This window comes from Chryseolinea soli, assembly GCF_003589925.1.
GTDB lineage: Bacteria > Bacteroidota > Bacteroidia > Cytophagales > Cyclobacteriaceae > Chryseolinea > Chryseolinea soli.
In genome coordinates, this window is the sequence record NZ_CP032382.1 from 3,245,713 (window position 1) to 3,272,686 (window position 26,974).

The following is a 26,974-nucleotide window of genomic DNA, read 5'->3' on the forward strand; positions in this document are numbered from 1 at the left end:
AGAAATCCGGTCATCAATGGTTGATGGTAAATGTCAAACTATTGGAAAATTCAACTGGGGTATACGCAATGATCGTCCTTCGGCCGACCCCTAGCCCTGAGGGGACAACGACTTCCAGGGACGTGGTGGAACTTTTGACGATTACGGCCCTCGTCCCCTCAATGGCTACTTGGGTTACTTTGTCCAAATTGTAGCCGCTAATCATAATATGCGCACCGGCCCTTGCAGCAGGAGGGGTGACGGAGTTGAGGACTGGTGTTAAGGAAAGCGTAAAAGAAATGTTGTCGCTTCCCGCACTATTGGAAACAACCACATCACCCGAAACTGCCCCTTGAGGCACTGTAGCGATGATCTGCGTGTCGCTGTTTACGAAAAAAACAGCGGCCACACCGTTGCTGAAGGTAACTTTGGTTACATCCCCCAAGCCGGAGCCATCGATGGTAACCGTACTGCCCACAACAGCCGGTGTGGGATTGATGGAGGTTACATCGGGTGTAACGCCAAAGACGTATCCGGAAGAACCCGTGCCTGCTGCGGTGGTTACGGTGATGGCCCCGGTCCGTGCACCCGGCGGAACCATGGCTTCAATGGAGGTCGTCGATTGCACGGTGTAGGAGGCGGGGACGCCGTTGAACGAGACATCGGTTGCATTGTCAAAATTGGCACCACGGATGCGGACCGGTGTACCGATCGGTCCGGTGGCGGGAGAAAATGAAGTCACTGCCGGCGCCACCGTAAAGCTGCTAGCCGTTGTGTAGGATCCCGCCGGCGTGGTCACCGTAATGCTGCCGGTGGTTGCACCGACCGGGACCTTTGCCGAGATCATGCTGGACGAGTTCACTTGAAAATTTAAACTGCCGGTTTCCGTTCCATTGAACTGCACGGACGAGGCCTGGTCAAAAGAAGAACCCGAGAGGGTGACCGTCGAACCGACGACGCCCATCGACGGACTGAAGGAAATGATTTGAGGCGGCGGAACAACCGTGAAAATCCCGGTGGATGCATCGCCTGCCACGGTCTTGATCTTGATCGCCCCGGAGGTAGCAGCGGTTGGGACATTAAACGAAATCGTATTGGACGTTACCCTGAGCCCTGAAGTGATAGCCATACCGTTGAACTCAACTGTGGCATTGTCGAAATGGGAACCGCTTATGGTGACTGGGGTACCTGCCGGACCAGACGTCGGCATGAAACTGTCTATGTCAGGCGGCTGGATGACCGTAAACTCCTGTGGACTGCTCAAGGTGATGTTTTCAGTGGTCACCGTGATCCTTCCGGTAGTTGAATTCGCCGGTACCCGCACCTGGAGAGAAGTTTCCGACTCCCATGTGAATCCACCCGGGTCTACAGCGACCCCATTGAATTTAACCTTGGACGTATTGTCAAAATCAAAACCGGTAAGGGTGATCAATGTACCGACCGGGCCGCTTGTGGGCGAAAACGCAAGCGCGGATGATGGGTCAACGACGGTGAAGATCGCTGCCGAAACGCCTGTGCCCGAGGGGTTGGTCACCCGCACAGTACCCGTGGAAGCCAGGGTGGGAACTTTCACATCCAGGGAAGTCAGAGAGTTTACAGTAATATTGGCTTGACCCGCCTCTGCGCCGTTGAACTTCACCGATGAAACGTCTTTGAAATTGGTCCCGATGATGGTTATCGTTGTTTTACCGGCCACGCCCCTCACTGGCGTAAAACGATCGATCGATGGCGCCGGGATGACCGAAAAATTATCGTTGCTCTTGCCCGTACCTGCCGCCGTTTCCACGACGATAGGCCCGGAAGTGGCGCCTGCCGGTACCGTTGCTTTTAATTGGTTTTCGTTTACGAAAGTGGTCTTGGCGTAGATGTTGCCGAACAGTACCTTGGCATCCGGAAGAAAATTGCCGCCGTTGATGGTCACTTCCGTGGTGAGCGTTCCGCTGGCAGGGGCAAAGGACGCGACTACGGGGGCGCCTTCTACGACAAAGTCTGTATCGCTGAGGGCCTCTCCTCCGTCGCCAACGACTTTCAACTTCCCGGTAGCGGCTGCCGCGGGAACAATGGCGTCGATCAAGGTGGTGCTCTTCACTTCAAACACAGCGGCCGCATCCTGGAAATAGACTGCCGTGATGCCGTTCAGGCTTGCGCCATAAATGGATACATGTTTCCCGGTTTGGCCCGCCGTTGGAGAAAAGGAAGTGAGGGAAGGTGGAGGCACGACGGTAAACGTTGCTCTTTTGGACACGCCGCTCGCCGTGGTTACCATCACCACTTTTTCTCCAAGCGTGCTGTTGCCTGGAATTTTGATCACCAATTGTGTATTGGAGGAAGCCTCAAACACCGTGATCTTTTGGTCGCCGAAAGTAACTTCTTTCACCTCTGAGAAATAACGGCCAGTCAACGTCACCCGCATGCCTCGCGACCCTTTGGCCGGCACGATCGCCGTGATCTCGGGGATAGCTGCGAGGATCGTGAATTCCACCAGGTTTGAAATGCCGCCAGGGGTCTCGACCGTCAGATTGACTTTCCCCACCGGCAACCCGGCCGGCACTTGCGTGGACACCGCTTTGTTTTCGGCTGCGGTCACCGCACTCTCCACCGTGCCGAAGACAACGCGCGTCGCCTGGCCGAGGAGCAGACCGGAGACCATGATGACGTCACCGGCCTGCCCGCTGTCGGGCGACACCTTTACGATGATGGGTTTGTCTTCATCTTTCTGACACGTGGAAAACATGAGCATGCCAGCCAGCAGCAGGGTTGGGAGGCGGTAGCTAAACATTTTTTTCATACGGAGCATGGATTTATTAAAGCCTTTAAGCGCCGCGGGCGCTGTGGAATCGTGGAGAGCTGATGCTACTGCGAGGGTCGAAAAATGAAAGAGAGGGAGGATTCAAAAAGCAGTTTTGCCGCTGCTAAAAAGCAGTGTCAAAAAACAGGTCAGCTTTGATAAAGAATGGAATCGCCGGGATGTGCTGAAGAAATGCGCGTCAAAAAACGCCACTCAACGAGAGGGCGATAACATGGCCAAACAAAAACGCGATTTCAATGTAGTATAAAATCGTTTCAGTGGAAGGGATGCAGATGAAATTTTTCTGGCTATGCCAGGGGCCTTATTTTTTGCCATTTCTCCGTTCGGCTATGCCGAAATAAACCGGCGCTTCCGCGTTGTGCGTTTTGGAAAAAAAGAAAAACCCGGCGTCCCGGGTTTTGTGATCATGCTGTAAGGCTAAACTTGCGGGTCACGATTGATGCAGGCTCCAGCGATTGCCATCCGGGTCTTTCACGCCGGCAAATCTCCCCCACGGTGTTTTTTCGATTTCTTCTACGGCAATGCCCAGGGATTCGAGCCGCGTCTTTTCTTTTTCAATGTCGTCGGTGCCAATCACAAAGCCTCGCAGGCTGCCGGTGGGCATTTCGGGAAACCAGTTCACCAGCGTGATGGTGGTGCCGCCACCCGGGAGACCCATTTGGATCCACTGCTGGTTGCCAAAGGGTGCTTCGACCACGATGGTGAATCCGAAGGTGAGATAGAATTTCTTGGCGATCTGTTGATCGGATACCGGAACGGAAATGATGTCGATACTTTTCATCGCTTTTTGTTTTTAAGGTTTGCTCTCTTCTTTAACAGTTGTTCGAGGTTGTGGACTTTCGTTTCCCAGAATTGTTCAAAGTGTTCCACCCATTCTTTCACGCCGTTGAAACCGTCGGGGTTCAGACGGCAGAAGCGCTCGCGGCCCACATCTTCATAGTGTAGAAAGCCGGCGTCGTGCAACACCTTGATGTGTTTGGAAACGGCGGGGCGGCTCACATCGAAGTTGGTGGCCAACGTGTTGATGCTTCGTTTCTCTTTGCGGATGAGCATGAGGATGGCGCGCCGGTTTGGGTCGGCCAGTGCGTAGAAGGGGTCGGTGTTATACGTGGGCATGGGTGCGCTTGGTTAAAATTTCCGTAAATCGGCGGATCACATGGTGCGCCCAGCCTTTTTTCATGATCATGGAAGCAATGAGTCCTTTGAATCCACTGAAGCCGGTGTGATCCAGCACGAGACGCGTGCCCCCCGGCTGGGCGATGAGTGTCCAGGTCACTACGCTGTCGAGGGTGAGCGAGCCGTCGCCGGGTCCGCCTTGCCAACGGAAGGAAAGTTTTTCTTCCGAGATCACCTCCAGCACCTGGCAGTAGACGATGCCGTCCCATCCAAAACCCTTCTTTGGCTTATCGCGAAACTGGAACCGGTGCCCGACCACGGGTTGAAAATCGTTTTTCATCAGCCACTGGCCGATCAGCTCGGGGTCCGTGAGACAAGTCCAGACTTCTTGCCGGGGGAAGGCCAGGAACCACTCCAGGTGAATGTCGCGTTTCATATCGTGTAACTTTTAAGTTACGCAAATAAACGTGTAACTTTTGAGTTACACAATAGTTAGCGGATTTTTTTCGCGCTGGAGATTCATCGAAATCGATTATCTTGTCGCTTATCCCGAACACCGGGGATTCAGCTATAGTTTTAGAACTAGCGGCCATCAATATTATGAGAACTGAACTTGCTTATGTTGAATTAAAGTCAGGATACAGCGACAACGGCCCTGCCTGGATCGGCCGTGGCATGTATAATCGGACAGGACTTACTTTTTATTTTAACGGCCGAGTATTTAAAAAGGGACCAGCAGGGACTGAAGGAAACTATTTCGATGTACAAACCGGGGAAGAGTATTGGATTTCCGGTGTAAAAAAGAAAGGCGGAGACAGACATTGGGCAGGTTCCGGGACCATCGCGATCGATAGCAGTGTGGTGGAAGCTTACCTGGAATTGAGAGGATTGATTTCGTTGCCGAAAGGATACAGGGTCGTAACACTTGACAACGTTCCTGCTAAGGAAACGTCCGTTGAATATGAAAACCAAAGTCGTGGAGAGTTTTTTGATGAAAGCCTGCGATTTAAGGACGTTGCGACGTTGACCGATGCTCAGTTGGATGAGTTGATCGACTATTATCGGGACGAGGATTTACCTTCCCTGTATAAAAAAAGAAGAAAAGAATATATCGACACGCTCAACGTGCTGCTGCAGGTTAAGGCATCCCGCGAGACAAAGAATCCTGCTTAGCGAAGGGCCGGATGAAGTCACGAATCCCATTGTATTTGTAACGTACGCACCACGCACAAAATAGCCTTACGGTAGAACCTCTCAGGGAAAGCGGACCATGCACTACAAATCCGAAGAAAATTCTTGGGTCTCTGATGATCCTTGCCTAATTTACTTACACGACATCGTAACCAGGGAATCGGCGATGTAGAAGGACCTTTCTTGCATATTTTATTTCCCAGGCTACGAATTCTTTCGCGACAATCTTATTCTCACCGTAATCGAATTTGCTTATGATCGGTAGTTACATCCGCGTCGCCTTCCGGAATTTTCGTTCCCAAAAGGCATTTACAAGCTTGAATGTTGCCGGCCTTGCGTTGGGGCTAACGGCCAGCTTGCTGATCTTTCAATACGTGAAGTATGAAAGAAGTTTTGATGCTTTTCACTCACGAGCAAAGGACATTTACAGGATTCAATACAATTCCTGGAAAAACGGCCAGTTGGATTTTGAAAGCGCCGTGGCGGTGCCGGCAGTTGGCCCCGCGCTAAAGAACAACTTCCCGGAAGTAGAAGCGTTTACGCGGCTCTATCCGGTGGGCGGATTAATGACCTACCGCAGCCCAACGCGGGGAACCATTTCGTTTCAAGAGGAGAAGGTCCCTTATGCTGACCCGGCACTTTTCACGGTGTTTGATTTTCAGTTGATCCGGGGTGATGAGAAGACGGCCTTGCTGGGGCCCCGCAAAATTGTTTTGTCGGAACAAGCGGCGAAGAAATATTTTGGAGACGAAGACCCTTTGGGAAAAACCATGACCTATGGGGGAGATGAGAATTTTGAAGTGACCGGGATCATGGCCAACATCCCGGAGAACTCACACATCCGGTTTGATCTTCTTTTGTCCTATGAGTCGTTGAAAGAGCACTACACCGATCACTATCAAACTTCCTGGGGCTGGTATGACTTTTATACCTATGTTTTACTGAAACCGGGCACCGACGTAAAAGCGCTGCAAGCCAAATGGGATAGCTATCTTTTAGCCGAAAGAAAAGCCGATTGGGGAGAGGGAAAACAAGAGTTCATTCTCAGGCCGTTGACCGACATCCACCTTTATTCGAATTTACTCTACGAGGCAAACCCGAACGATCAGCGCGACGGCGACTCCATCCAAGCCCTGGAGACCATTGCGTTCTTTATTTTGATCATTGCCGGGATCAATTACATCAACCTGACCACCGCCCGTTCCTTTAGTCGCGCGAACGAAGTGGGTGTCCGGAAGGTGATCGGTGCCATGCGATCGCAATTGATCATTCAGTTTTTTGTTGAGTCTTTCCTGCTGAACGTCATGGCGCTGGCACTGGCCATCGCACTGGTAGCGTTATGCTGGCCGGCATTTTCAAAGCTTTCCGGTTGGAACATCCCGATGGATTTTCTCGCGAAGACCGATTTCTGGATCCAGGTCCTGGCGGTGGTGGTGGGTGGCGTGATCCTTTCGGGTTTTTATCCGGCGCTCGTGATGTCGTCTTTCAAGCCTATTGCTGTGTTGAAGGGCAAAAATGTGAAATCACCCGGAGGAAATTGGTTGCGTCAATCGTTGGTGGTTTTTCAATTTGCTACCTCGGTATTTTTGATTTGTGGCGCCGTGCTCGTCTACCGGCAATTGGAATACATGAAATCCAGCGACCTGGGTATCGTCATCGACAAAACCATTGCTTTGAAAGGTCCCGGGAACGTCGACTCCCTCTACCATCAACACCTCGAGGTCTTCCGGAATGAAGTGATGCAGATCCCCGGCGTGAAAAGTTTTACCTCATCGACCAATATCCCAGGGGTTGAGATCTACTGGACGGGAGGGATCAAACGATTTTCAGAGGGACCGGCAGACTTTATCATGGTTTCCCACGTGGCCGTCGACTATGACTACGTCCCTGGGTTCGGCTTGAAGATCATCGCGGGGCGGAATTTCAGCAAAGACTATCCCGGAGATGACAGACGGCTCCTGGTGAACAGAACGTTCACCAAGGCATTACATTTTAAAACTCCGGCAGATGCCATTGGAGAAAAAGTCTCCCAACAAGGCGATACCTTGGAGATCGTTGGTGTCGTAGAGGACTATCACCAAATGTCCCTAAAAAGTGCGCTGGCGCCGATGGCCTTTATGCTACGGCCGGCGGCCAGATATTATGCCATCAAATTCGAGTCTGCAGACGTGCGACGGGTCTTGGGCGCCATTGAAAAACCCTGGCGAACTTCATTCCCGGAAACGCCCTTGGACTATTTTTTCCTGGATCAGTTCTACAACACACAGTACGACAAAGACAATCGCTTTGGAAAAGTTTTTACGTTGTTCACCGGCCTCGCCATCTTTATTGCATCCCTTGGCCTGCTGGGACTCGCCTCGCACGTTACCGCCGCCCGCGCCAAAGAGATCGGAATCCGCAAAGTTCTTGGCTCAAGCATAGCGGGCATCGTCGTGCTGTTGTTGGAAGGATTCATGATTCCCGTGGCGATCGCTTGCCTTTTAGCATGGCCCCTGAGTTGGTGGGCCACCGAAGTTTGGCTCCAATCCTTTCCTTACCGGGTGTCCACAAGTCCTTTGATGTTCGTCATCTCGGGCGTCGCCATCCTGGTGATCGCATTCTTATGCGTCTTCTATCAAACGTTAAAAGCCGCGCTCCTTTCACCCGCTAAAATGTTAAAATACGAATGACGGCACGCGTCGCCGTTGTTGGTGCTCATCAACAAAGATAGCTCCCGTCACAATCTCAATAATCCCCATACGTATCACCCGTCCCCAACGCCACCAAAAACATAATGACAGAAATTCCAATCCGCTTTATTCCAATTTTAATACGACCCAATAAAACCACGTAAACAAACATTGTTCTGGAGGGGAAGACCGGAACTCGAGGCAAAATGTTGTATGTCGTACTTATTTTTATTCTTGTTACACAATGTCCTTCACCACCGGCACCCGCACGAGCAACGACCCGACCGCAAAGCTGAGGCTCACCGCAATGCTCCCCGTGAGCAAAAACTTAAGAAGCGATGATAGGTGCACATCTTTCAACAGCAGCGAAACCAGCAACAGCACCAACGGGTGAATGATATAAACGGCATAGGCACTCCTTGAAAATTCTTTTGTCGCAGGTCCCTGGTCGTTCCACTTCTGCCGGGCGATGCCCAGCCATGCCATGATCAGCGATATGCCGAGCAGTTGTTCCCACAACGAATTTACGAACGACTGAATCGTCAATCCACCCAGAAACGCATCGAGCTCACTGTGGGTGACGACTTTCAGTAAATAGATACACGGGAATCCTACCACGATCAGCAGCAAGGCAATCCTCAACCAAAACTTGCCCTGTGCATACGAAACGGACGATAGCCATTGATTTGGATACGCCCACAGTCCCACGGTGAATAAGGCGATGTACTGTGGAAAATGCGCGAATTGAAATCCTACCGGATCGAGTGTCCAGCCGATGGGAAACACGAGGCGTACCACGAAGGAGATGAGGCCAAGCCCAAGGCCGAAGAGGAAAATGGTGAGATTACCCGGCAAAGATTTTGGATTGTTCACCTTTGCGGGAACGAGCGACCGGCTCGCCGCATACACTATGGTAAAAAGCAACAACGCTGCCGTAAACCAAAGCACGCCGATATTGATCCATTCATCGCGATCGATAAATACGGCATACCAGGATATCGGTTCATTCATCTTTAACCGGACCAGCATGTAGATCATCACCGGGGTGATGACGAGCGAGTAAAAAACGATCGGTATCCCTAATCGCTTCAGCCGTTCCAGCAGGAAGCGATAGCTGCCTTTGCGCACATAGGAAGCTGGGATGAAGTACGACGACAGCAGGAAAAAGAATCCCATGAAAAAGGCCTGGTTCGTGGAAACAAAAATGGTGAGCAATAACCCCGACACCAGTCCATCTGCCGGCTCGGAATAATACCATCCGCCCGGCCCGCCGTAGGTGATGGCGGTGTGGTGCAGGATCACCAGCGCGGTCAACGCGATGCGGATGTTGTCAATATAGTATTCGCGGGCTTTCTGCATGGGTTTATGTTCATGGACCGCCCAAGATAGGAAAGGTTGCTTGGGGATCAAGATGAACAACCGTCTTTTAAAATAGGCTGTCAATTCCGACGGTATTCCCTAGCCTCTAAGTTGATGCGGACGACGTCATCCAAAACCATGCTCTTCTCGCCAAGAAAAAAGTCGAGCCGGTTTATTTCGAAATGTCCTTCGTAGCGAATGACATTTTTTTCCAGGACACGCGAAAAGACAAGCGTAACAGGCCGGGTGATCGATTTTATGGTGAGGTCAAACTCGCCCGTGAATCTTTGGTGACCCGTTTTTCTGAACTGTTTGGATTGGAGCACCATCAAGGAGTATTGCGCGGTGTTGAAAAAATCTTCCTTCTGCAGATGCTTGTCGCGAATGTTGATGCCCGTTCGAACGGTAGCGGGGCTCGCCGTGGCACGAACCGTACTGTTTTGAAGATCGACGGGATTAAAGTTGATCTCGGCGTGGCCATCGAGCGTGCCGGAGACGGTGATGCCGGCATTTGTTGTCGTGAATGATATATTGACGAGAGTGGTTGGTTCAGGTTGGGTGTTCGCCATCAGGAACAACCCTATGATCGGTGTCAGCCAGGGAATAGATCGGGTCATCACAGGGTTTTTAAAAATGCGATCAATGCTTTCTTATCCGCATCGCTGAGGTCAAGCCCAAAGGGATGGCCTTTCACCGCCATGGTTTTGACATCAGGAGGCAAATAACCGGAAGGAACATAGCCGGCCCGGAGACGCTTGGGATCCAACACCTCTTCCAACGTAGTGAGCTGCCCATGGTGAAAGAAAGCGCCGCGGAACCACACGCCGCGGAGCGACGGGATCTTGTAATAGCCCGTGCCCCGGCGCGCATACAACGCGGCGACCGAATCGGTCTCCACCGAAACGTTGAAGATGTCATATTTCCGGAAGTGATCCGGCGGTGGTGTAAATCCATTGACGGGCGTTAATTTATTGTTGGTATACAAAGGCGGCGTGTGACAGGTTACGCAACCGGCTTTAGCGAATACAATTTTTCCCCGGTTTGTCAAAGCCGCCGGAGAGGCATTCGGATTTTTGGGAGGTTGGAGCGAATAGAGGTATTGTGTCAGGGCATACAGTTGTGCGTCGGAATATCTTTTTCCAACATAGCCAAAGGGATGATTCCACTCGGTGGGAGCGGGCAAGGTCGTGTGATCGCCTTTGGCCGCAGGGATGTAGCCGTTGTAGGCCGTGAGCATGTCCATGCCTTGGTTGAAGGCCGCATAGCGCATCATGTCACCGGGATTGTCATGCCGCATCAGTCCTGTGTGATCGAGGTATTTGATGTCCTTGATGCCGATGAGACTGGGGACGGTCAATGGATACAGGTAGCCGCAGCCTTGGCGATCGACCACGCCGGTGGGTATGGCTTGAAAATAGCGAATGAGTTCTTCCTTTGTGTCGGCCATGGCTTTGAAGATGGCCGGCGCCCAGGGTGCCCACGAGAGTTGTCGCGTGGCTTGCTGCATCACCGGAAAAGGAATCCTTTCCGAGCGGATGGCCTCGACCAGCCCGGCGCTGCTCACCACATTGCCTTGACCCCCGGGCACTATTTCGCCCGATTTCAATATGCGCGTATGACAAGAAGCGCAAGACAGCGAGCCGATCAATAACTTTCCTTTTTCAGTGATCACGTAGCGGTTAAACTCATAGCGACCATCCAAGGTTAGCGATGTCTTCCCCGGAGTGAGATTGCCGGCTTTGAGTGTGGTGTTGTGGCCATTGAACGGAGTGTAGGCCACCGGCCATTGAAAGACCAGCTCGCCGGCCTTGATCCAATCGTCGGTCGTTTTGAGCTTTGCCGGATCGAACATGATCTCCGGCTCAAGCGTTCGCAGCGAATCGACATAGCCGGGCTTTTCAAACTCCTGTACATACACGGGGTATGTTTTGTAGATCACATGCTCGGGGAGCGATTCGTAGTATTCGCGGGGTGCGTACTTCACCGACGCCGTAGAGTCAGGCGGGGGCAAATGAAAATGTTTTATGGCGGCCATATCCCAGGTTACCGGAATGGTTTCGGGAAATCGGCTGAGCACCAATAAAAAAGCGGTGGCAACCAGTGCCACGGAAACAGTGATACGTTTTAGCATAGCAGTAAAAAACAGCCTGCGCTGTAGATGAGGTTTTTTTGAACACGCAAATTTTCACAGAATGAAATCGCTGCGGTATAGCTCCAAAGAACCATTTGGCGTTTCGTCTGTCCGGTGTCACCGTATGGTTGACGTGAGGCGATTCTTTTCTCCACGGGTAATTTCCAATTTCACGTCATAAAACATTGAAACGGATGAGAACTGCCGAGAAGACCGCACGTGCGTTTTTGGATTTGTTTCCTAAGAAAGAAGAGCGGGAAGCTGTCGCGAATTATACAGCGGAAGCGGATCGCGAGATCATTCTGCAAAAACTCCGGTTTGCCGAAAGCGTTTTCCCCGACCGGGCGTTGACCATGTGCCCGATTTCCCATCCCAACTTGTCTTACTTCAGCGTAAATTGTGAGTACATATTGGGTCACCCACACGAGAAACTGGCCAGCATGCACATTTCAGAGTTCCTTCAACTGGGTCACCCGGACGACATACCGTATGTGCAGCAGTGTTTCGCCTTCATAAAGCGCCTGGAACCGTTCGATCCCACGACGCATCGGTTTTCTATTTATTATCGCTTGCGCAATGCTGCGGGCACGTATTTCTATATCCGGAACGAAAACCTGGCGATACAAACTGAGAATAACGCGTGTTTGTACCTCATGCTTTTTAGCAATATTTCCAAGGAAGAAAAGTTTTATCACGTGAAGCTGGAAGTGAGCCGGAAATCAAAAGGCAAATTCATGCCGGTCTATACTTACAATCCCAAACAGGAAGAGCACCCGATCACGCCGCGTCAAAATGATATCGCGCAGTTGATCGCCAAAGGCTACACCAACCAGGAGATCGCAGAGCAACTGCATGTGAGCATATACACCGTTAAAAATCACAAGCAGTTGCTTTTCAAAAAGGTGAACGTCAAGAATTCTGTCGAGCTGGCACACTACGTGAGAAGCCAACGTTAGTCGACTGTTATATAAGCAAGCTATTCCTATTAGACGCGGCCATTCAGGCCACAGTCGATCTTTGGAATTCAAATCACTATCGCGCACTGTCAATTAAGCTGTTTATCCGCCGATGGGGTCAGCATCAAGGTTGTTTTTCATTTGTAGGAAAGCCCTGGCCATTGCCTCCAAAAAAAACTTCGATGGATTTTATTTTCCCGTTGATAAAATTAAAATACTCGACGTTTCGGATCACCTTGTTCTCCTTGGTGATGACGTGGACAATGGCAAAGGCTTCGCGTTCGTTGCCGATAATTTTCGTAAACTCAAATCTTTGGATGTGTTGCGCCTGCACCCAGCATTTCTCCTTGAATTTGGTTACCGAAATGTGGTCATCGGGCGCTGCACTGGTGAACGTAAATCCTTCCGCGAGGTGGGCCGAAACCTGGTTCCAGTCTTTATTGGCCCATCCTGCAAAATAGTCTTTGATGATTTTCTCGTACGCTGGGTCTTTGTCGGAAGTCTGGGCAACGGCGGTGCCGAGGGTTGCAAAAATGCAGAGGAGGGTTAGGATGAAGAGTTTCATAGTGTCTTTGGTTTTGGGGATGAAAAGATCCTTACCCTAAAGACAATCCCGGTTTTGAATTCCGGACATTCCCCCGTAATTTTTTTAATCCTTTAGCCGTGATTTATTTTTCTCATAGTCCCATCCGCCATAGCTTTTTGTCCAGCCCTCGGTTTTGTGCCGATACCAGAAATGCAAAGCAAATGAAGGAACCAGTAGAATGAGAAATGTGATCCACAGCCACGGACTGCCCCAAAGGAAGTAGATCAAAGCCACGATGACTATATATTTCACGATCCTAAACCAGACGGGTTGGGCGTGTTTTGAAAAGGCAACTTCCAGTTCTCGTTTGAGGGCGTGTTTGAGTGGCATTTTCTTTTTTGTTAGTGTAAATGCGGTCGAAGTTGCGGCGCTTATCGCATCATTTTCTACGCTTTGACCGTTACGATAACCCGCTGATAACGCGTCAGTTTTGGTGTTCCTACATCCGTTGCTTCCAAAATTATATGTATCGTGTCTCCCGATTTTGCATCGACCGGGATAGTAAAAGATGCTTTGCTTTTGTCGGCGTTCTGAAGTGACACCTTTCCCGCATACGTGTCAACTTCCTCATATTGCCACCACTTGTAATTTACGGCATTTCCGTCGGGGTCCTTTGCGGATCCCACTAATTTAATTTCTTGTCCCGGTTTTGCGGTTATCAGGTTGGCGTGATTCAATTTCACCAGGGGCGCATGGTTCGCTTTGGCATACGGCAACACGCACCAATCGGCCCGCGCGGCAAAGTCATTTTGCAATACATCGATCCAACGCGTCTGCGGATAGGCGGCGTCGTACTTTTTTGTGTAGGGATTATAGTCGGTCACTTGTTCGCCGTCTTCCCACCGGTTGGGGTCGCTGGCCGATTGCACCATTCTCCCTCCCCAGCCGCCGTACGATGCGTCTTTCAGATTGTCGAGTCCCACGTCGATCAGGTGAAAGAACGCGGGGGAGTCGCCTTCTGAAATAAAATCATATGACGTCATGTTATGTTTCTTGAGTTGGGTAGTGTCGCCGTGCGTATGATCGAAGTCATTTTTTATGCGTGTGCCGTCGCCCCACAAGTAATACGAGGAAAGCAACGGGCCGTGATTGAACTTGATGTGTTCTTTAAACCAGGGGCCTCTCAGGTACGGCTGCAGTTCCGCCGGCACGACGCGCGGCCAGGGATAGGCGAAGTTCCAGAACTGTGCGGAGTTGTAGAGTACTTTGATCTTTGGCCAGTGTGGCGCTACATATTTTTTATAGGTAGCATCCTGGTCGAGCACGGCATAGAGAATGGCTTTGTCGGACACCTTTTGCTCGATGGCCGCCCACTCCCGGGTGTTTTTGTATTCGTCTTCGATGGACTTCAGCGCCCGTGCCACGGTGTTGGTGCCACCCCAGATCTGGAGATAGATCGGATCTTTGGTGTCGTCGAGTAAAAGCTTTTTGATGAAGTCCGAACCTTCGGTGTCTTTTTCCATTTCGCCTTCAAATTCGATGTTGCCCACTTTGACCAAACCATTCAGATAGGCCGGTGAAGGATAGCCGGTGGCATGCTGGCTCAGATTTTTATATACAGCGGCATATTGATCGATAAACTCCTGCATCCAATCGGTTCCCGGCCAACGCAGTTCGGTGCGCTCGCCGTAGAGTTTTTTGGTCATGGCCATTTCGGACGTGAAGGGTGTGCCTTTGCCATCGCCGGTGTAGTGCCATTGTGAACTGCTGTAGACGAGACCGATCACATCAAATTCGTTGCTGTACAACAGCATGCGGATAAATGAATCCTGGTCGTCCACTTCGCCATCGGTGGTGATGATGGTGCGGGTCTTTGCCGGTTTAGGTTGGGCAATTCCAACGTGGCCCGCGAGCGCCAACCCGAGGAGAATATACAGTAGTCTTTTCATGCGCATGGGAGGAAGTAGGTTAGCTCGTTTTGCAGGGATCCTGGCGGAGTCAAAAGTCCGTCGTTCCCGGTGATTGTATTTTATTAAAAATCAATTGGTTATGGTGAATCGAAAGCAAGTCGTCCCGGGGGATGCACCCATCCTAAATCAATCGGGCATGGAAACCTGTCTAAAGTAGAAATGAATCTTTGATATTCATAATGTCGGCGGTGATCCGATCGGATTCGCACGGCTTGGTTCGGACCAATTTTTGATGCATCAAAATCAAAGAAAAGTTCTTCAGATGTGGGTTATCCACCGGAGCATCGCGCAGAGACATTTCAGGTTTCGAAAATTCTGCAACATCATGAACTAAACTAAAGGGATGACGTTCATCATAGCTTAGAGGTGGTACCGGTTTAGGATGAATCGTTAACATTCCCATAACCTGTCAACATTAGAATTCCTGGAATTTTTGGTTTGCCCCAGGCATGGGGTTGTAGAAAGCTGGAGAGAACATGGTTGAAGTGTCGATGCAAGTAAAGACTTTTCGGTTGAAAGGAGTTTCAATCCCGGAAGTGCTGGTTTTTGTTTTGTTGATTGGAAGTTACTTGCGCGGGTTGTGGATCCCTTTGATGGACAACGATTCTGCGCACCACGCCCTCATTGCCATGCGCATGGTGGAAACCGGGAACTATCATGAGCTGATCTTCCGGGACGCAGACTATCTGGACAAACCTCATTTCTTATTTTGGACGGTAGCGCTGTTCTTCAAAATGTTCGGCGTGTCGGCATGGGCCTATAAATTGCTGTCGCTCTTGTTTTCTGCTGCCGGCATTTATGCGACCTATCGATTGGGAAAACGAGTGTTCAATGTGCAGGCCGGGCAGCTCGCCGCCGTCATCTTAACATCGTCTTATGCGTTTTTTCTGGCCAACAACGATGTTCGCATGGATGCCATCCTGACCTCGGCCATCATTTTTACAACGTGGCAGCTAGTGGAATGGATCCACACGCACCGGTGGGGGAACATGTTCATGGCAGCCCTCGGATTTTCCGTGGGCTTTGCCACAAAGGGGGCTATCGGCCTGGTGATGCCGGCTCTGGCGGGTCTGTTATACATGTATCAAATCAATAACTGGAGCGTGTGGAGCAGGATGCGTTGGGCTGGGATGGTCTTAGCGGTAGCCCTCCTGTTGCTCCCGGTTTTTTACAGCCTGTATCTCCAATTCGACCTGCATCCCGAAAAAGTGATCCGGGACACGACCGGCAATTCCGGCGTGCTCTTTTTATTATTTGGACAAAGCGTGGGGCGCTACAGTGGCACAGCCTGGGGCACGTTGGCTCAAAACGAGCCTTTGTTTTTTGTTCACACATTCTTGTGGGCCTTTCTGCCCTGGAGCCTCGTGGTCCTGCTGGCGTTGGCGGATGCTGTGAGGAGCCTTTGGAAAAGCGGCCGTACATTATGGAAAAGAGACGCCATTAAACCCGCTTCATTTTTTCTGGTCGTGACGTTCGCGGTCATATTTGTATTGATCTCCGGTTCGCAGTTCAAGTTGCCACACTATCTCAATATTTTATTTCCATTTTTTGCTATCCTGACCGGTTCTTTTTTCGCTACCCATGCTACATCGCGCATGAAGTTGATCCGCGTCCTTCAATACTTCACCCTCGGAGCCTTGCTTATCGCGACCTGCTTTCTGAATGCTTATGTTTTTCCGGTAGACGGTATAATCGGAAGGGCAGTTGTCGTGGTTCTGATGATCGCCATCGCCGTGTGTGTCTATCAAAGGCGGGAGCAAATACTGCTCGTCACCGTGCTGGTAACGTCCTTTTGCTATGCGTTACTGAATTTTAATTTTTATCCTAAAGCACTCGCCCTGCAAGGTGGCAGTCATCTTGCCGCCTATGTGAAGGAGCAAAACATTTCCGTTGACGATGTGTTTTACGTACAGAACTATGGTCAGTCGAATAGTTTGGATTTTACGTTGGGCAAGGTCATTCCTGCCAAGACCATCGATCAACTCGATGGGTCGGCTTACGTCGTTACGGATGAGCACGGAAGGGATGCCTTGCTAGATGCGGGTCGGCAATTTGTCGAAGTAAAAACGGTCCAGGATTTCAGGGTGTCGGTGTTGAGCAAAGATTGGATGATACCCAAAAACAGGCGTGCGTTTCAGGATAAGCTATACCTGCTTTTCCTGCAGCATTAATTCATTTTGAGAAGCGTGCAAAATGTTGTCATCGTCGGAATTTTTGCAAGTGCTGAAAATTTTAAATTTCAAAAAACCGTGAAATCAACCTGAAATCAAAGACTATCCTAAGTCAATGTTAAGTTTATGTTAACTCATTTAACATTTAATTAATATGAAATATCTTTGTATAGCATAAAAAAACCAACCCATGGACAAAACAAAGAAAGCCGAAATAAAGGAATCTGTAAATAAGGCTTTATCACAAGTACTGGAGCATCTGAAGATCTCCCAACCTTCCAAGAAAACGACGAGGGTCATCACCAAGGCCTCCAAGGTGCTGAAGAAAGAACTGAAGGACATTCTGAAAAAGGAAGACCGGAAGGCTGCGAAGCAAACCAAGGCATCGAAAGTGAAAAAGGAAAAAGGACTGACCAAGGTCATGAAGCACGCCGTGTGAATTTTTTGGAGCAACCTTTTTTCAAAACGTCATTAACCTAAACAGCAAACTTTCGCTTGCGGGTGGAGGCTGCACAAAGCCTTCACCCGGAGAGAAAGATCATCACCCCGCTTCCCGTAAGCAAGCCTCCGGACACTGGCCGGAACGTCCGCTCTGGGCGTCATCCGGGCAATTTTGATTTGCCCCGGTAATTCCATAAATAAATCCCTGAATAATTCCCTAAATTCAATGCACGACCGTAACCATCGCGTGCAGTCGGAGTTTACGCATATGGCTTAGATCCTTGTCGAAGCATGAGAAGTTGAGTGTTATTAACATTCCAAGGTCTGGTCATCGGATTTACCAGCCCTCACAAGGACAACGCTCGCTATGGGAAAGTCGCGCGATGGCACACCATCGTTTTGAGCATCGCCAAAACATTAAACGCAAATCGCTCGCGCCCTGATCCAGGAACAGATGGAAATTGAAGACCACTTAAAATAATACGATATGTTTAGAAATTACCTGAAAGTTGCCTGGAGAAATATCCTTCGCGACAAAGTGTATTCCTGCATCAATATCGGGGGCTTGGCCATCGGCATGGTGGTGGCCGGTCTCATCGGTCTCTGGATTCATGATGAATTGACGATGAACCGTCAACATGCGAACTATGATCGCCTGGCGCAGGTCATGCAGCATGCTTCCGTGGATGGAACGATCGTTACATTCACCTCGCTGCCCATGCCCACATCGGCAGCCATCCGCGATGCATACGGGGAAGATTTTGAGAGCGTCGCTTCCACCTGGGTTGGCGAGCGGACCGTTGCATATAAGGAAAAAGTATTGCTGCAGACCGGGTGCTTTGCCGAAGCTCCCTTTCCCGGCATGATCACACTCGAGATGATCCGTGGCACCACGACCGGTCTCAACGATCCCTCCGCGATTTTCCTCAGCGAGTCGCTGGCCACGTCGCTCTTTGGCGCGAGCGACCCGATCGGGCAAACCGTCACCGTCGACTATGCCAATGCGCAACAGGTGAAAGGCATTTACAAAGATCTGCCCTCCAACTCAAGCTTCACTGGGTTGGCATTTATCGCGCCCATTAAATTGTTGTTTGCAAGCGGACAAAACATGGACAACTGGTATAGTAGTTCCTTTCATATTTTCGCGCAGCTCACACCCAAGGGTGATTTCAAAAAGTCGTCCGAGAAAATAAAAAACATTCTCTACGAACATTCGGAGGATGCCACGAAGCCGGTTCTTTTTCTCAACCCGATGAGCCGTTGGCATTTGTATGAATTCAGAAATGGAATAAGCGTTAACGGCCGCATGAAATTTGTTTGGCTCTTTGGTATCATCGGGAGCTTTGTGCTTTTGCTAGCCTGTATCAATTTCATGAACCTGAGCACAGCGCGCTCCGAGAAAAGGGCAAAAGAAGTCGGCATTCGGAAAGCGATCGGTTCGTTAAAGCAGCAGCTCGTCGGTCAATTCTTATGCGAGTCGTTGCTGGTCGTCAGCATCGGCGCTGTGCTGGCCATGGTTTTGGCGACACTTTGTTTGCCGTTCTTTAATGAATTCTCCGGAAAGAACATAAATATCCCCTGGACACAACCGGGGCTTTGGCTTGTGGTTGCTGGGTTTATTTTTATGGTCGGTCTCTTGGCCGGCAGCTATCCTGCATTTTATCTCTCGTCGTTCCGGTCCATCCGCGCCTTGAAAGGAAGCTTGAAGGCGGGTCGTTTTGCGACCGTTCCTCGCCAGGTGATGGTCGTGGTGCAGTTCACGGTGTCGGTGGTGCTGGTCATCGGGACGTTGGTGGTGTATGAACAGATCCAATTTGCAAAGAACCGGCCGGTGGGTTATAATCGCGAAGGGTTGGTGACCATCAACCAGATCACCAACGAGATCCGCCAACACTATGAAGCCTTCCACCGGGAATTGCTCGCGACCAACGCTGTGACGGGCATCTCTATGGCATCGACGGCCACCACGAGCATCAACTCCTCGGCCGACAACTTGGACTGGACCGGAAAAGATCCGAACACACAATCCCTCTTCGGAACGATCGCTATCGATCAGGAGTATGGCGACGTGGTAAACTGGAAAGTGATCGCCGGTAGGAATTTCTCCCGTGAACTGTCGTCCGATTCACAAGCGTTTATCTTCAACAAGGCGGCCATTCTGCAAATGGGATTGAAAGAACCTGTGGGCGAGACCATCAAGTGGCATGGAAAGAATTGGCATATCATCGGCGTGGTGAACGACATGGTGATGACCTCGCCCTTTGGCACGGCCATGCCCACGGTGTTCATGATCGACAGCCGGGAAAGAACGTACAATGTGATCAACCTAAAGCTGAATCCCGATGCAGGTGCCGCGGAGGCGCTGGTAAAAATTGAAGCCGTCTTCAAAAAATATTCCCCGGCGGCGCCCTTCAACTATCGATTTGCCGACCAGGAATATGGGTTGAAGTTTGCGGCAGAAGAACGGGTTGGAAAACTGGCATCGATCTTTGCTGTGCTCGCCATCACCATCAGTTGCCTGGGCTTGTTTGGATTGGCTTCTTTTATCACCGAGCAACGCACGAAAGAGATCGGCATACGCAAAGTGCTGGGCGCCTCCGTGACCCAACTCTGGCAAATGCTTTCCCGGGATTTTATGATACTCGTTGTCATTTCCTGTTTCATCGCCGTGCCCGTGGCGTGGCGCCTTATGGATCAATGGCTTCAGGCCTACGACTACAAGACCGACATTTCGTGGCAGGTCTTCCTTGTCGCCATAGCCACTGCGGTAGTGGTGACCTTGGTGACCATCAGCTACCAGGTTGTGAAAGCCGCTTTGGCCGACCCGGTGGATAGTCTTCGTTCAGAGTGAGTCTATCCATGAATACATTCTACATTGCAAGACCACCTTTGCGGCTTCTTTGCGTCCTGGCGTTTAAAATGACGGTGAGTAACGTACCCGCCTTAAATAGGGGATGCCTCCCTAATTCTCCTCAATTATTTTCACTCCCCACGGTTCGATCGTCACCTGCTCATCCTTCACGGCAACTTTGTTGGACAACAATTCCGTGCCCTTGCCATGGGGATACCGGATCATGCCTGCGGTGGGGGAGTAGTTGAAATAATAATGAACCACCTTGCCTTTCTGATTCACGCCGCGTTTTGTGATCAACGGGAAGGCAATCTGTTGATCTTCCTTCCAAAGACCGGCATCTTTGATCACGCCCGCTAAGATTTTGGAAGTGACCTCATCACTCGTCCGGCAGCCGATGTACGTGGCGACACCTTTACCAAAAGTATTCCGGGTGATCGCAGCATATTTTCCCCACGCCGGATGATCGTAGTAGGCCAATACTTTTGCTGTAGTGGGCGTAATGAGTTCCATCCAGGTCTTTACTTCATTGCCCGATTTCCCCACCCTGAAGGGATCGCCCTTCAACGACACATTCTGAGGGATAGTAAATTGACTGTATTGAATCCCGCAGGCTTCCCCGATAATCCCCGGCTGAGGGGTTGTTCTTACCTTGACATTTTCATCCGAGAATCCGCTTTTGAACGTGTAAACGATCTGCCCGCCATTTTTTACAAACTGATTTAATCGCTGCAACAAGGCATCCGGCGCAGCGTACAGCAGGGGCACCACCAGCACTTTGTATTTCTCCAACGTCGTGCTGGACGGGTCCACAAAGTCGACACCCACATTCATTTTATACAACGCATCATAAAACGGCCTGAGAACGTCGTTATAATTTTCGCGCACACCATAGCCAAAACCAAACCATTGAAAAGCGGTTTGTGCCTCGTTGCTGAACAGGATGGCTACCTCGTTTGTCTTCTTCAACCCTACCAGCGAGGGACTTAGTTTTTCAAAATCCTTTCCAATGGTTTTCGCTTCCTCATACGTGGGGTTGGGTTCGAAGTCGTGACTCAATAAACCTTTCCAATAGGTTTCCACCGAATTGTGAATGGAGTGCCAATGCCAATACGCGACCATGTTGGCGCCCGAAGCGGTGTGACTGAACGCCTGCAACCGGAGTTGGCCCGGATAAGGAACCCACTGCGGAAAACCCTGTGCCTCCGTTTCGATCACCAGGTAGTTTTGCCCCGATTTCATGGACCGGGCAACGTCACCGCCCAGCGATATTTCTATGCCGGTCAGTTGGTCTTGCGTGGGGTGATAGATGTCTATCCCAGCGATGTCCATCGCCTTGGCGGCAGCAAAGTGATCGACGTCGGGTTGAATCCCATAGGAATAGCCACGCCACTCGAGGTCAAAATTTTGCGTCACAAATTGTCCGGGTTTCTTATACGAATTCACGATTGCCACCTGCCAGGCGAGGTAGTCGGTGACGAGCTTGCGCTGAAACTTGGCGTACTCCGCCGACAGGCTGGCATTGACAGTACCCACCATCGATGGGAAATCTTCCCAGCGATTGATGCGGTTGCTCCAATAGTCGAGTCCGAAGGCTTTGTTGATGACGTCCAGCGAGGTGTACTTGTTTTTCATGTATTGCACAAAAAGTTGCTGCACGTTGTCGCCCGAGGTATGATAGTGTTTCGTCTCGTTGTCCACCTGGTATCCAATGATCGCGGGGTGGTCCTTCACGTGCTCCATGATCTTGCGGATGACCCGTTCGGCGTGGAAACGGAAATCGGTGTTGGCGATGTCCATGTTTTGCCGCATGCCGTATTTGTTCTGGCCGGCCGGCGTGGTGGCCAGAACGGCGGGATACTTTTTTACCAGCCAAGTGGGAACGGCATAGGTTGGCGTTCCCACAATCACCCTGATCCCCCCTTTGTGCATGGCATCAAGAACGCGGTCGATGTGCGTAAAATCGAATACGCCATCCTGGGGTTCCACCGTGCTCCAGGTGGATTCTGCGATACGCACCACGTTGATCCCGGTCTCCTTCATCATCTTCACATCTTTTTCAAGACGGTCATAGGGCATGTATTCGTCATAGTAGGCCACGCCATAAAGAAGCTTGTTCATTTTGAGCTCTTGCGCTTCCGAAAAGGACACCACCGTAAAGATCAGGAGAAAGCAGGCTGGGAGAATCTTCATATGATTAAGTGTAATTATTACATTTGTAAATATAGCAATTTTAGGACACAAAGTGTATTTATTACGCAATGAATAGACTTTTTTCAGAACCCGACCGAACGTACCTGTGTATACTCAACAGAAAGTTGGTCGCACGTTCGGTATGGGACGGGCAGGAGCAGGACGGTTCCGGAAACGGGAAACCTAATTTGCGCGCGAATACAAGTTCTGCTGACCATCTTTGTATATGAAAAATAAATACCGCTTTCGCGTTTTCGTGGTGCTGATCACAGCGCTGTGCTCTTCAAAAGTTGTAACCGCTCAGGATGTTTATCAGGAACAGCGAAACGGATGGCTGCAGTTGGCGGAGAAGAGTCAACCGAAGTTGATCGAAAGCACGAAGGAGCCCGTGTCGCTCGTTTCTATCGAGAAAGACGAAAATGCCTTTCAACATTGGAAAGCGGTGCGATCTTTTCCTGTGGATTCGCTCTACAGCCGTTCGTTTAAAAAACAATCCGGCGTGGTCGCAGATTTTGGCGAGCACCTGACGGGCTTCTTCACCTTTTCGGTGGAGGCTTTTGGGAGAGCGGCCGACGCACCGTTGCGGCTGAAATTTACGTTTGGTGAAGTGCCTTCGGAATTGGCGACGCCCTTTGATCCTTACCCCGGGGGACTGAGCCGCGCCTGGTTGCAAGACGAGATCGTCACCATCTCGGATGTGCCGGCTGTGATCACCATTCCCCGGCGTGTTGCTTTTCGCTATGTGAAGATCGAACTGCTGGGCAGTTCCGTCTATTCCGATTTCCGGATCAACCACATCACGTTCAAAGCGACGACTTCCGTCGATAGCACGCCTTCGCCTTTGGAATCGTCAACAGACAAAATGGTGGCGGACATTGACAGGATCAGCCTGGTCACGCTAAAGGAATGCATGCAGACCGTTTACGAAGACGGACCTAAACGGGATAGGAGATTATGGATCGGCGACTTGTACCTGGAGTCGCTGGCCAATATGTATTCGTTCAAAAATTATGAACTCACAAAACATTGCCTCTATCTCCTTGCCGGGCTGAGCTATGAAAATGGCGTGGCCCCTTCCAATGTTTTCGAACGACCCAGTCCCCACCCGCAGATCAATCCACTCTTCGACTATGCGTTGATCTACAACGTGGCCGTCAAAGAATACTTGCAAGCCACGGGCGATCGCCAAACGGCTGCCGACCTGTGGCCGATCGTAAAGAAACAATTGGAGGTCCCCAAGAAATACCTGGGCAAAGACGGCATGCTGGACTATGAACGTGCGAATAAAGAGTGGTGGCTGTTTTTCGATTGGCGCGTGGGGCTCGACAAACAAGCTGCGTTACAAGGTGTGGTGATCTGGGCCTACAAAAACACCTACGAGCTGGCCAAGATGCTCGGCAAAGAAAAAGAAGTATCGGAGTTGCCCGATCTCATAAAGAAAATGATGGCGGCAACGCATAAGAATCTTTACGATAAGGCAGAAGGCGTCTTTGTGAGTGGAAAGGACCGGCAGGTTTCGTATGCATCGCAAGCGTGGATGGTGCTGAGTGGTGTGGCCACCAAAGCCGAGGGGGCAAAGGCATTGCGCAAGTTACCCGGTATGCAAAACGTAATTTATCCCGGTGCACCTTATTTATATCATTATGTGATCGAAGCGATGATCCAATGCGACATGAGAAAAGAAGCCAAGGACCTGGTCGTCGACTACTGGGGTGGCATGGTGACCAAAGGTGCAGACACCTTTTGGGAAGTCTACGATCCGAAGGATGACTTTTTATCGCCGTATAAATTTTTCCCGGTCAATAGTTATTGTCACGCGTGGAGTTGTACGCCGGCGTATTTTATCCGGAAGTATCCGGAGATTTTTCAACATTAAGAGCAGCGGCGGCGCGATAAGAAGCGTGCAAGGCGCATGATGGCGAGCTTATAGTTTAGAATACGATTTCAACATTCTCAAAAGATTTTTTCAATAGCTCCTTGTCTTTCGGATCGATGGGATTTCCCTGCAGGTATATTTTTTTCAACTTCTTGAGCCCATAGATCGCCTCTGGAAGGTGCGTGATGTGGTTGTCGTGAAGCACCAGGAATTTTAAGTTTTTCAAGGCCCCGATGTTTGCCGGGAGGGACGAGATCTCATTGCCTCCCAAATCCAATACTTCTAATTTTTCCAACCACGTAATTTCCTCGGGAAATGTCTTTAGTTGATTAGAACCCAGTCCGAGAATTTTCAACTTTCGGAGATTTCTAAACGTGATGGGGAGATTTTGAATTTTGTTTTCGAACAAATAAAGTTCTTGAAGTTTCGCTAGCGATTGAATATCGGGGGGCAGACTGGAGAGCTGATTTTTTTCAAGATCCAGGTAGTCCAGATTTTTTAATTTCAAGATCTCCGGTGGAAAAGAATTTAAACCCTTATTGATCAGCGACAGACGCGTGCCTTTCCATTGAAGGGCATCTTTTAGGTTGACAAACCCTTGGTTTGTGCGTTTGCCGCCCAAGGTTACGGAGGAATTTGGATCGATGTATCCCAAAGCACGCCGCTCTCTTTCAATCCCGATGGCGGTCACTTGGATCTCGGTCAACAAACAGGCTCCGGTACTTGGAAACGAAATTTTGGTCTTAAGCGGTTTGCCAATGCCAAAGGCAACCGGCAAAATGAACACGGTGGCCTTGGTCTTTTCCGACAAAGACTTTCCAAGCGAGGCTGGAAGGGTTGACAAAACTCGCTTCACTTCGGCACCACAATTCGTCCCGATGTCTTTCAAGAGCGCGACGGAAATCACATCACCCGCGTCGTTGAGATGAAATTGAGCGTAGACAACGCCTTCAACACCTAGCCGTCTGGCTTCCGCGGGAAACCTGATATTTCGCCCAATGTAGGTGCTGAGATCCTCGACGCTTATCGATTCAGCGGGAGGAGCTGGCGGGGAGCCGACCGGTAATATAAAGTGCTGGGCAACATTTGTTTGTTGCTGGGTCGCGGGCACCCAGACCGGCATGCTTTGAAGAATACGCGCTACCGTGACAAGTTGTGACGAATCCGAGACGGCAATGTTTGAGGCTTTGCCAGTTTCGTCTATCGTAAAGGTGATCGTAAAATCAGGAGGAGGTAGTTTGGGAATTTCTTTGACTAAGGCGTTTCCAATAAACGTATAGAAGCGACCCATTCCCTTGGGAAAAGTGGCATTGGATTCGGCAATCGTAAATCCGGTGGGAGTGATCGGTTCCAGTGTACGATAGAGACTGGTTGTGTCTTTGGGATAAAGACTGAGGTCCAGTGTATGCAATGGAACATAGGCTTTCTTTAAAAAGAACCGGAAATTTTCTGCATCGGGGATCGTCACATCGGCCGTTTTGAAACTCATATGCGAAACCACCAGCGTTTTGTGTTTGGAGGGATCGACCTTGAGTTGAAAGAAGCCGAGGTGATTGCTCACCGTTCCGTCGGTCGTGCCCAACAGGATGATCGTGGCGTTCTTTACAGGCCTTTGCGTTTCGGCGTCAAGAAGGCGCCCGGTAACGGTACGTTCCTGCGAAAAAACGGCGTTGCTCAGGAGCAAGGCGACCAGGGACGTTGTAAAAACCAGTCTCCGGGAATTTGAAATGAACGGTTGTTCCATACATCGATTTGCAAATCAAAATAGGGCTCATATTCCGAAAGTCCAAATGGAGCGTGGGGCATTTTGTGATGCATCACGCGGATTCTGCTTACAAAAACGACGCAATACCTTGCGGGTGTAAAATTTAATGGTAAGTTTGTACTTACGGTAAGTAATCAATTACCGTCAAAAAAGTATCATTTCTTAGACCAGACCCCCAAAACGAAGTGAAAAAGCAACCCCAAAGCAGTTACGACAAAGCCTTCAATGCGCTGGGCGACCCGACCCGCAGGGCCATTTTCGAAAAGCTGCGGGTGCGCCCGCTTGCCGTCGTGGACATAGCCGATGGGTTGCCGGTGAGCCGGCCGGCGGTGTCGCAGCACTTGAAGGTGCTGAAGGATGCCAGGCTGATTCGTGTTCACCGGGAAGGCACCCGCAACCTTTGCCAAATCGATACCCGGGGTGTCCTGGCGATGCGCAATTACTTAGACAATTTCTGGGACATAGCCCTTTCGGCATTCAAACAAGCAGCGGAAAAACACAAGAAACATGAATAATGTAAAAATCGATTCGATTCGAAAGGAACTCCTGGTGGAGGTTTCACAAGAGACGGCCTTTAAAGTATTTACTGAGAAAATGGATCTGTGGTGGCCGCGCACGCATCACATCGGTAAATCGCCCATGACCGAGCTGGTGCTGGAGTCCAAACCCAGGGGGCGCTGGTATTCCCGCCACGAAGATGGTAGCGAGCAAGACGTAGGTTATGTGCTGACGTGGGATCCTTATGGACTTTTGGTCCTTGCCTGGCAGATCAACGGAAACTTTCAGTTTGATCCCGGGCTCATCACCGAGGTGGAAGTTTTTTTTATTGCCGAGGCTCCGGAAGTGACCCGTATTAAATTCGAACACAAAAATATGGAACGTCTCGGCGGCGGCAAAGCGGTGGAAAGTATGGATGAGGGCTGGGGAAAAATTTTGGACCTGTATAAAAATCAGACAAAATAAAGATCATC

21 protein-coding genes are annotated in these 26,974 nt (G+C 50.3%); 9 read left to right on the forward strand and 12 right to left on the reverse strand.

Going from position 1 to position 26,974, the window contains the following annotated elements; all coding sequences use genetic code 11:
- Window positions 1–13 precede the first annotated feature (13 nt).
- From D4L85_RS14040 to D4L85_RS14055, 4 genes are all read right to left on the reverse strand, one after another.
- Window positions 14–2,767, reverse strand: a complete 2,754-nt coding sequence (locus D4L85_RS14040) for an IPT/TIG domain-containing protein (RefSeq protein ID WP_160143719.1) — start codon at window positions 2,765–2,767, stop codon at window positions 14–16.
- A gap of 451 nt (window positions 2,768–3,218) precedes the next feature.
- The gene (locus D4L85_RS14045; RefSeq protein ID WP_119754888.1) at window positions 3,219–3,569 is read right to left on the reverse strand and encodes a VOC family protein; all 351 of its coding nucleotides are present in this window, start codon (window positions 3,567–3,569) and stop codon (window positions 3,219–3,221) included.
- Window positions 3,566–3,904 carry an ArsR/SmtB family transcription factor gene (locus tag D4L85_RS14050; RefSeq protein ID WP_119754889.1) on the reverse strand — a complete coding sequence of 113 codons (339 nt, stop codon included), beginning with the start codon at window positions 3,902–3,904 and terminating at the stop codon, window positions 3,566–3,568. Before D4L85_RS14050 ends, D4L85_RS14045 begins: the two co-directional genes overlap by 4 nt.
- A complete protein-coding gene (locus D4L85_RS14055; RefSeq protein WP_119754890.1) occupies window positions 3,891–4,340 on the reverse strand; it encodes an SRPBCC family protein in 450 nt (149 codons plus the stop codon). Before D4L85_RS14055 ends, D4L85_RS14050 begins: the two co-directional genes overlap by 14 nt.
- A gap of 164 nt (window positions 4,341–4,504) precedes the next feature.
- Between D4L85_RS14055 and D4L85_RS34685 the strand changes: the two genes are divergently transcribed.
- Window positions 4,505–5,077, forward strand: coding sequence for a hypothetical protein (locus D4L85_RS34685; RefSeq protein WP_185154866.1), 573 nt, complete (start codon window positions 4,505–4,507; stop codon window positions 5,075–5,077).
- 272 nt (window positions 5,078–5,349) lie between these two features.
- Window positions 5,350–7,764, forward strand: coding sequence for an ABC transporter permease (locus D4L85_RS14065; protein ID WP_119754891.1), 2,415 nt, complete (start codon window positions 5,350–5,352; stop codon window positions 7,762–7,764).
- Window positions 7,765–8,001: 237 nt separating this feature from the next.
- Here the strand turns inward: D4L85_RS14065 and D4L85_RS14070 are convergent, their stop codons facing one another.
- The 3 genes from D4L85_RS14070 to D4L85_RS14080 form a co-directional block, all read right to left on the reverse strand.
- Entirely contained in the window at window positions 8,002–9,123 is a 1,122-nt protein-coding gene (locus D4L85_RS14070; RefSeq protein WP_160143720.1) for an acyltransferase family protein, read from the reverse strand.
- 80 nt (window positions 9,124–9,203) lie between these two features.
- The gene (locus D4L85_RS14075) at window positions 9,204–9,740 is read right to left on the reverse strand and encodes a YceI family protein (protein ID WP_119754893.1); all 537 of its coding nucleotides are present in this window, start codon (window positions 9,738–9,740) and stop codon (window positions 9,204–9,206) included.
- Window positions 9,740–11,254, reverse strand: a complete 1,515-nt coding sequence (locus tag D4L85_RS14080) for a hypothetical protein (RefSeq protein ID WP_119754894.1) — start codon at window positions 11,252–11,254, stop codon at window positions 9,740–9,742. Before D4L85_RS14080 ends, D4L85_RS14075 begins: the two co-directional genes overlap by 1 nt.
- 194 nt (window positions 11,255–11,448) lie before the next feature.
- On the opposite strand from D4L85_RS14080, the gene D4L85_RS14085 reads away from it, so the two are divergent.
- A complete protein-coding gene (locus D4L85_RS14085; protein ID WP_119754895.1) occupies window positions 11,449–12,210 on the forward strand; it encodes a LuxR C-terminal-related transcriptional regulator in 762 nt (253 codons plus the stop codon).
- Window positions 12,211–12,334: 124 nt separating this feature from the next.
- Here D4L85_RS14085 and D4L85_RS14090 read toward each other — a convergent pair whose 3' ends face one another.
- The 3 genes from D4L85_RS14090 to D4L85_RS14100 all read right to left on the reverse strand — a co-directional run bounded on the left by D4L85_RS14090 (window position 12,335) and on the right by D4L85_RS14100 (window position 14,685).
- Window positions 12,335–12,775, reverse strand: coding sequence for a nuclear transport factor 2 family protein (locus tag D4L85_RS14090; protein ID WP_119754896.1), 441 nt, complete (start codon window positions 12,773–12,775; stop codon window positions 12,335–12,337).
- A gap of 84 nt (window positions 12,776–12,859) precedes the next feature.
- Window positions 12,860–13,126, reverse strand: coding sequence for a hypothetical protein (locus D4L85_RS14095; protein ID WP_119754897.1), 267 nt, complete (start codon window positions 13,124–13,126; stop codon window positions 12,860–12,862).
- Between the two features lie 56 nt (window positions 13,127–13,182).
- Window positions 13,183–14,685 carry a DUF1593 domain-containing protein gene (locus D4L85_RS14100; protein WP_228450891.1) on the reverse strand — a complete coding sequence of 501 codons (1,503 nt, stop codon included), beginning with the start codon at window positions 14,683–14,685 and terminating at the stop codon, window positions 13,183–13,185.
- 533 nt (window positions 14,686–15,218) lie between these two features.
- On the opposite strand from D4L85_RS14100, the gene D4L85_RS14105 reads away from it, so the two are divergent.
- The 3 genes from D4L85_RS14105 to D4L85_RS14115 all read left to right on the forward strand — a co-directional run bounded on the left by D4L85_RS14105 (window position 15,219) and on the right by D4L85_RS14115 (window position 20,169).
- A complete protein-coding gene (locus D4L85_RS14105; RefSeq protein ID WP_160143721.1) occupies window positions 15,219–16,877 on the forward strand; it encodes an ArnT family glycosyltransferase in 1,659 nt (552 codons plus the stop codon).
- Window positions 16,878–17,067: 190 nt separating this feature from the next.
- Complete coding sequence (locus D4L85_RS14110) at window positions 17,068–17,316, forward strand: hypothetical protein (protein WP_119754900.1); 249 nt, start codon at window positions 17,068–17,070, stop codon at window positions 17,314–17,316.
- Between the two features lie 489 nt (window positions 17,317–17,805).
- Window positions 17,806–20,169, forward strand: a complete 2,364-nt coding sequence (locus D4L85_RS14115) for an ABC transporter permease (protein ID WP_119754901.1) — start codon at window positions 17,806–17,808, stop codon at window positions 20,167–20,169.
- A gap of 111 nt (window positions 20,170–20,280) precedes the next feature.
- On the opposite strand, the gene D4L85_RS14120 is transcribed toward D4L85_RS14115, so the two are convergent.
- Window positions 20,281–22,362 (reverse strand): beta-galactosidase, encoded by a 2,082-nt coding sequence (locus tag D4L85_RS14120; protein ID WP_228450892.1) that lies wholly within the window; start codon window positions 22,360–22,362, stop codon window positions 20,281–20,283.
- Between the two features lie 226 nt (window positions 22,363–22,588).
- Between D4L85_RS14120 and D4L85_RS14125 the strand changes: the two genes are divergently transcribed.
- Window positions 22,589–24,238 (forward strand): alpha-L-rhamnosidase-related protein, encoded by a 1,650-nt coding sequence (locus D4L85_RS14125; protein ID WP_119754902.1) that lies wholly within the window; start codon window positions 22,589–22,591, stop codon window positions 24,236–24,238.
- Window positions 24,239–24,293: 55 nt separating this feature from the next.
- Here the strand turns inward: D4L85_RS14125 and D4L85_RS14130 are convergent, their stop codons facing one another.
- Window positions 24,294–25,982 carry a leucine-rich repeat domain-containing protein gene (locus D4L85_RS14130; RefSeq protein ID WP_119754903.1) on the reverse strand — a complete coding sequence of 563 codons (1,689 nt, stop codon included), beginning with the start codon at window positions 25,980–25,982 and terminating at the stop codon, window positions 24,294–24,296.
- Between the two features lie 206 nt (window positions 25,983–26,188).
- On the opposite strand from D4L85_RS14130, the gene D4L85_RS14135 reads away from it, so the two are divergent.
- Together D4L85_RS14135 and D4L85_RS14140 are read left to right on the forward strand one after the other, a co-directional pair.
- Complete coding sequence (locus D4L85_RS14135) at window positions 26,189–26,518, forward strand: ArsR/SmtB family transcription factor (RefSeq protein WP_119754904.1); 330 nt, start codon at window positions 26,189–26,191, stop codon at window positions 26,516–26,518.
- Window positions 26,511–26,966: an SRPBCC family protein gene (locus tag D4L85_RS14140; RefSeq protein ID WP_119754905.1), complete on the forward strand. Its 456-nt coding sequence runs from the start codon at window positions 26,511–26,513 to the stop codon at window positions 26,964–26,966. The genes D4L85_RS14135 and D4L85_RS14140 overlap by 8 nt, the downstream gene beginning before the upstream one ends.
- The last annotated feature ends 8 nt before the right edge of the window (window positions 26,967–26,974 follow it).

What these genes read in the sequence shown, in the direction of transcription:
- D4L85_RS14065 (WP_119754891.1), top strand. Translation starts at nt 5,350, where the DNA reads ATGATCGGTAGTTACATCCGCGTCGCCTTCCGGAATTTTCGTTCCCAA.
- D4L85_RS14080 (WP_119754894.1), bottom strand. Translation starts at nt 11,254, where the DNA reads ATGCTAAAACGTATCACTGTTTCCGTGGCACTGGTTGCCACCGCTTTT.
- D4L85_RS14085 (WP_119754895.1), top strand. Translation starts at nt 11,449, where the DNA reads ATGAGAACTGCCGAGAAGACCGCACGTGCGTTTTTGGATTTGTTTCCT.
- D4L85_RS14100 (WP_228450891.1), bottom strand. Translation starts at nt 14,685, where the DNA reads ATGAAAAGACTACTGTATATTCTCCTCGGGTTGGCGCTCGCGGGCCAC.
- D4L85_RS14140 (WP_119754905.1), top strand. Translation starts at nt 26,511, where the DNA reads ATGAATAATGTAAAAATCGATTCGATTCGAAAGGAACTCCTGGTGGAG.
- D4L85_RS14055 (WP_119754890.1), bottom strand. Translation starts at nt 4,340, where the DNA reads ATGAAACGCGACATTCACCTGGAGTGGTTCCTGGCCTTCCCCCGGCAA.
- D4L85_RS14125 (WP_119754902.1), top strand. Translation starts at nt 22,589, where the DNA reads ATGAAAAATAAATACCGCTTTCGCGTTTTCGTGGTGCTGATCACAGCG.
- D4L85_RS14110 (WP_119754900.1), top strand. Translation starts at nt 17,068, where the DNA reads ATGGACAAAACAAAGAAAGCCGAAATAAAGGAATCTGTAAATAAGGCT.
- D4L85_RS14075 (WP_119754893.1), bottom strand. Translation starts at nt 9,740, where the DNA reads ATGACCCGATCTATTCCCTGGCTGACACCGATCATAGGGTTGTTCCTG.
- D4L85_RS14095 (WP_119754897.1), bottom strand. Translation starts at nt 13,126, where the DNA reads ATGCCACTCAAACACGCCCTCAAACGAGAACTGGAAGTTGCCTTTTCA.
- D4L85_RS14050 (WP_119754889.1), bottom strand. Translation starts at nt 3,904, where the DNA reads ATGCCCACGTATAACACCGACCCCTTCTACGCACTGGCCGACCCAAAC.
- D4L85_RS14045 (WP_119754888.1), bottom strand. Translation starts at nt 3,569, where the DNA reads ATGAAAAGTATCGACATCATTTCCGTTCCGGTATCCGATCAACAGATC.
- D4L85_RS14070 (WP_160143720.1), bottom strand. Translation starts at nt 9,123, where the DNA reads ATGCAGAAAGCCCGCGAATACTATATTGACAACATCCGCATCGCGTTG.
- D4L85_RS14115 (WP_119754901.1), top strand. Translation starts at nt 17,806, where the DNA reads ATGTTTAGAAATTACCTGAAAGTTGCCTGGAGAAATATCCTTCGCGAC.
- D4L85_RS14090 (WP_119754896.1), bottom strand. Translation starts at nt 12,775, where the DNA reads ATGAAACTCTTCATCCTAACCCTCCTCTGCATTTTTGCAACCCTCGGC.
- D4L85_RS14130 (WP_119754903.1), bottom strand. Translation starts at nt 25,982, where the DNA reads ATGGAACAACCGTTCATTTCAAATTCCCGGAGACTGGTTTTTACAACG.
- D4L85_RS34685 (WP_185154866.1), top strand. Translation starts at nt 4,505, where the DNA reads ATGAGAACTGAACTTGCTTATGTTGAATTAAAGTCAGGATACAGCGAC.
- D4L85_RS14040 (WP_160143719.1), bottom strand. Translation starts at nt 2,767, where the DNA reads ATGAAAAAAATGTTTAGCTACCGCCTCCCAACCCTGCTGCTGGCTGGC.
- D4L85_RS14120 (WP_228450892.1), bottom strand. Translation starts at nt 22,362, where the DNA reads ATGAAGATTCTCCCAGCCTGCTTTCTCCTGATCTTTACGGTGGTGTCC.